The sequence below is a fragment of the Staphylococcus sp. GDY8P72P genome (genome assembly GCF_016890655.1).
GTDB lineage: Bacteria > Bacillota > Bacilli > Staphylococcales > Staphylococcaceae > Staphylococcus > Staphylococcus arlettae.
Window position 1 is genome coordinate 1 of sequence record NZ_JAFEQJ010000033.1, and the last position, 4,940, is coordinate 4,940.

A 4,940-nucleotide genomic window follows, 5' to 3' on the forward strand; every position below is an offset into this window, starting at 1 on the left:
TCGATGTTTGCTTATTTCGCTGTTATTGTGTTCGTCCCATTAATAGTCGTTGATGTGAATGGACTCTCTTCTGGACAGGCTGGAATGATATTGTTGCCAGGTGGTGTGGCTGTTGCAATCTTATCTCCCTTCGTTGGCCGTCTTTCTGATCGATTTGGGGATAAACGTCTGATAATTACTGGGATGACTCTGATGGGGCTGTCTACCTTATTCTTGTCCACCTATGCATCTGGTGCTTCACCTCTGTTAGTTTCCGTGGGGGTCCTCGGAGTAGGGATTGCTTTTGCATTCACGAATTCTCCCGCAAATAACGCCGCAGTAAGTGCACTCGATGCAGACAAGGTTGGTGTCGGAATGGGGATTTTCCAAGGTGCTTTGTACCTTGGAGCAGGAACTGGAGCAGGTATGATTGGAGCATTATTATCCGCTCGACGTGATGCTACTGAGCCGATAAATCCATTATATATATTGGACGCTATGTCCTACTCAGATGCGTTCCTTGCAGCTACAGGGGCAATACTCATTGCCTTAATAGCTGGATTAGGTTTAAAAAAGCGTGGGTAATAACTTAGTTATGTAAAGATTAGTTATTGTTTAGTTCATCTTCTATAGTTTAAGCTGTAAATAAATAGCTTAGGAATCACGCAAATTTGAATTTCTTAGAATAGAATACTTTTAAGTAACTCAACTTTCGTACACTGTTTTATTGGTGCGAAAGTTGAGTATGTTAAGGATGAAACAATGAAAACATTGGTGATCGTTTCTCACCCAGATATGCCAAATTCTCGAATCAATAAAGTTTGGGTAGAAAAAGCAGCGTCTTATTCAAACGAAATTACCATTCATGATCTTTATAGAGAGTATCCTGATTTTATTATAAATGTAAAAAGAGAGCAGGAATTAGTTGAAAATCATGATAATATTATTTTTCAATTTCCATTATATTGGTATAGTTCTCCTTCATTATTAAAAAAATGGATCGATGAAGTGATTATATATGGATGGGCTTACGGATCAAAGGGTAAAAGAATATTTTATAATCGAAAATTAGGATTAGCTATATCAGCTGGCGTAAAAAAAGGTGAATTTACAAGTATGGGTAAAAACAAGCATACATTAACCCAGATGTTAACACCATTCAAATCTTTATGTGCATAGATTCATGCTGAATATGTACCAGAGTTTGTACTTTACGGTGCTAATTCGGATATGAAGGGCGAAGAGATACAGAAAAGTGCTAATGAGTATTTGCAATATATTAAAAAGTATTATTTAAGAGCATAAAACACTTCTGCGATCATGCCAACAATACTAGAAGAAAGCCCATTTCCCCTTAACACATTTAGGGAAATGGGCTATTGAAGTTATTGAAGGTTTTAGCGATTTCATTTTAGGTAGCCAATTCAAAGTGCCCAATAAATTCCAAGAAACACAAATCTGCTAAAACAGCTTGCCATGTAATTTTTGAACTTGATCCTTTAACCGTTCATTCTCTTCTTCTAACGCCTTTATACGGCTTTTTAAGGTTTTTATTAATACGTCCTCTGAACGAGGGCTTTTACTAGGTTTACGGGGGGTTAACTCACTTATCTGCATCCCTCTTAATGTCTCCACTCTAGTTCTAATATCTTTTTGTTTGTAAAGCCATGACTTTGAAACATTTGCTTTTTGTGCAACGGAATTAAAATTAATCTTCTCTTCTTTCAATGCCATCTCTGAAATTGTCTTTTCAACCCTAATTCTTGTTTTCTCCGACTTGTCTTTAGCTAGCTGAACTATGGCAGTTGTGTTACCTTTTCTAATCATTTTAATTCGTCTCCTTTAACGAATGAATAATCTGTTCTAATCTATTTTTAACACGTTCATTGGTTTCAACCTGACGCTGCCATTGGTTTTGTTTAGCCCTATTTAGTATTTCTTTAGTTCGCTCTAAGTGCTCTTCATGTTCAGTAAGAAATTGTTTACTTGTACAGAAATTCGTACAATCTAAACATGCATTTGCGTGAGGACATGGTCCTGCAATTACTGGTAACCGACAATAGCCATTAGGAAGTGCCTGTGCATTGATATTCTTTTTAAACCATTGAAGATCTGTATTGTCAGCTTCAGTATTTTCCTCACTTAAATCCAGAATGCTACCGTTATTCGTTACTAAGGTTTCCTTAAATTTCGTAAATTCCTTCTTTAGGGTTTCATCAAAAATATGTGCATATCTTGCCGTCATTTCCGGTGATTCGTGACCCAAGAACTTCTGGACAATATGTTGTGGCACTCCGTTATTTATCATTCTAGTGCCAACTGTATGCCGAAAGGCATGAGCATGAAAACGAAAAATTTCTCCGTTGCTGTCCGTTATCTTTTCTTCATAAGCTAGTTCATTTAATTTAACCCTAAAGGTATCTTGTTTCAATGGTGAGCAATCTTTTCGGGGAAACACATATACACATCCATCATCGAGTTCATCAGCCACCCTTTGCTCTTGAACTAATATCAATGCAGCAATTTCTTTAGAAATAGGAATGATATGCTCTTTCTTCATTTTCCACTGATAATACTTTAAAAAGCAATCCCCTTCTTTATCGGTTATGACGCTCCCTTTTTTCAATGTACAAAGTTCACTGATACGCATCCCGCATTCTTGAAGTACCATAACCATTGTAGCAATATAAGGTTCCAATTTATCTAATTTCCCATTTAATTGTTCAAGTATATGTTCATCAATATAACGTGGTAGTGCCTTCGGCACTTTAGGGTAATCTTCTTGAAAGATAAGGATCTTAGAAGGTGTATCCTTCCAGTCATATCTTTGAATTGTAGTAAAAAAAACGTCTAAAGTAGATATTCGTCCAGTTACAGTACTGGGTTTTAAACCTTTTAAATTAATATAATTAAAATATTGCTCAATTTCATTTCTAGTTAATTGATGAATCCTTTGTATACCTTCACAATTTTTGTTCATGAAATTAAAAAATTCTTTTAATTTTGAAGCTATATCTACTACGTGAGAAAAGCTAGCTGTGTTTAACATTAGTTTACAATATCGCTTAACTATTTCTTTAAAATAATTATTCTTAAAACCCTTAAAGTTGATCGTATATTCGTAGGATGTTGGGTTTACCTTATCTTCCGGTAATGATAATTTTCTTCGATTCCAAACATCTTTTTCCCATTCTTCCCCATCAAAATAGAAGTCCTCATAGAATTCCATAAACTGCTTAAGATGAGTAACGTAATAGGAATTCGCATGTACAGTAACTTTCTGCTGATTTACATCAAGTTTGTAATTAGTAGTCGTAGTTTTTACTTTTTGTTCTGTTAAGTAGGTCCGGTATTCTGTCAAAGCTTTTTTTATAGGCACTTCGGTTATCGATGTAATATTAGGATATTTTAAATTTAAAAATCCCATCATCCGGCTTATCACTGTTCCCTTTCTAATCCAAACGGATTTTGCATTCCAAGCTCCATTATTCAAGTGAAGGTAATAAAAATATTTTAATTCTGTTTTCAACCAGACATTTTCCACCTTATCGAAATTTACCCAACGATTTCTTAGTGACGGATTCTTACTTAACTCAATTGCACTAGGATGCGGACAAATTCTTATATCCCATCTATCTGCTGCCCAATAACCTTTTAAAACACTTGTCATATTAGCTATTTTTTTATTAATCTCTGTACTAGCGATAAGCTTTCGATTAGTTGCTACACTTGGAAATTTCATTGTCATGTTTCTCTCCCTTGAAGATACTTTTTATATTCATTCTTCATATCTTGATCAGAAAGATGAACATACGTATCAAGTGTTGTTTGTACATGGGCATGCCCTAATCTTTTTTGTACATATGCAGCATCCCATCCACTTCTAATAAGCTCTGTGGCATGCGTATGACGTAATATATGGGCAGTGAAAGTAATCCCTGTCCGTTTTCCTAGTCTTCTTATTAAGTCTAATACACTTTGATATTTTAGAGGGTGGCCAAAATAAGAATCTTTAAGATTAATAAATATATAATCATGATCTAAATCTTCCCCATATTCATGTACTAAGTAATCGGTATATAATGCCATTAATTCCTTACTTACATCAATAGTTCTTTCTTTTTTAAGTTTAATATAAGCTCCATTTTCATTATGATCTCTTGGCCTGATGTTAATCTGGTTATCCCATGTTGAAATATCTTCAATACGAAGGGATAATGCTTCTCCTATCCGAAGTCCCCCTTCATACATAAGCATAATAAGTAACTTATCTCTTTTGGTATGACATGCCTCAATTATTGCTTTGACTTGTCCATGTTCTAATACTTGTACAAGTTTCTTTTTGACCCTAAGCTTTAAAATATTTTTTTTATAGGATCTACCTTTAGAAATATGGTGAAGAAACCCCTTAAAGTTTCTTCCTCTTGCTTCTTTAGACATATCTATAGCTTTAAAATTTTCTGTGCGATTTAAATACTCTAAGAAACTAGTTACAGCGTTAAGTATGGAATTAACTGATGTTTCCTCTCTTTTAGCCTTCTTTGGTTGTATATCTATTACCTTTAAATGCCCTGCTGGATTTCTTAACCATCCTACAAAGTTTGCTAAATCCTCAAATTGTAAATCTCCTAATTCGATTCTACTTTGGCTCATAAATTCATAAAACAGCTTGAGATGATAACAATATGTTTTAATGGTATTTGGAGCTTTGCCCGTATTATCCAAGTACTTTATAAATCGCTTAACCGGTTCTATCACTTCAAATTCTTTATCTAGCAGTATGTATAACGGATATGATTTTTCCTCCACAATTACTTTCTGAACCTTCATCTTTCCACCACCTTTAAATACTTTAACTACTATTAATAATACCCTTATATATTTAATAGTTAAAGCACTGTAATTAAAAAATCCTAAACTTCGAGTACTTAGAGTACTCTAGTTTAGGATACTATGTTTAA

At 34.3% G+C, this 4,940-nt stretch carries 5 protein-coding genes; 2 read left to right on the forward strand and 3 right to left on the reverse strand.

What is annotated here, in order from left to right; all coding sequences use genetic code 11:
* Both JVU85_RS12110 and JVU85_RS12115 read left to right on the forward strand, forming a co-directional pair.
* Positions 1–564 (forward strand): MFS transporter (locus JVU85_RS12110; protein ID WP_204172639.1); only part of this gene is annotated, 564 nt, incomplete at its 5' end.
* Between the two features lie 177 nt (positions 565–741).
* Positions 742–1,158 carry an NAD(P)H-dependent oxidoreductase gene (locus JVU85_RS12115; RefSeq protein ID WP_000855243.1) on the forward strand — a complete coding sequence of 139 codons (417 nt, stop codon included), beginning with the start codon at positions 742–744 and terminating at the stop codon, positions 1,156–1,158.
* A 282-nt stretch (positions 1,159–1,440) separates the two neighbouring features.
* Here the strand turns inward: JVU85_RS12115 and JVU85_RS12120 are convergent, their stop codons facing one another.
* The 3 genes from JVU85_RS12120 to JVU85_RS12130 are packed head-to-tail and all read right to left on the reverse strand — an operon-like array spanning position 1,441 to position 4,809.
* Entirely contained in the window at positions 1,441–1,806 is a 366-nt protein-coding gene (locus tag JVU85_RS12120) for a DUF6262 family protein (RefSeq protein ID WP_000619629.1), read from the reverse strand.
* A 1-nt stretch (position 1,807) separates the two neighbouring features.
* The gene (locus JVU85_RS12125; RefSeq protein ID WP_029658482.1) at positions 1,808–3,721 is read right to left on the reverse strand and encodes a tyrosine-type recombinase/integrase; all 1,914 of its coding nucleotides are present in this window, start codon (positions 3,719–3,721) and stop codon (positions 1,808–1,810) included.
* Between the two features lie 2 nt (positions 3,722–3,723).
* Entirely contained in the window at positions 3,724–4,809 is a 1,086-nt protein-coding gene (locus tag JVU85_RS12130; RefSeq protein ID WP_000867971.1) for a tyrosine-type recombinase/integrase, read from the reverse strand.
* Between the last annotated feature and the right edge of the window lie 131 nt (positions 4,810–4,940).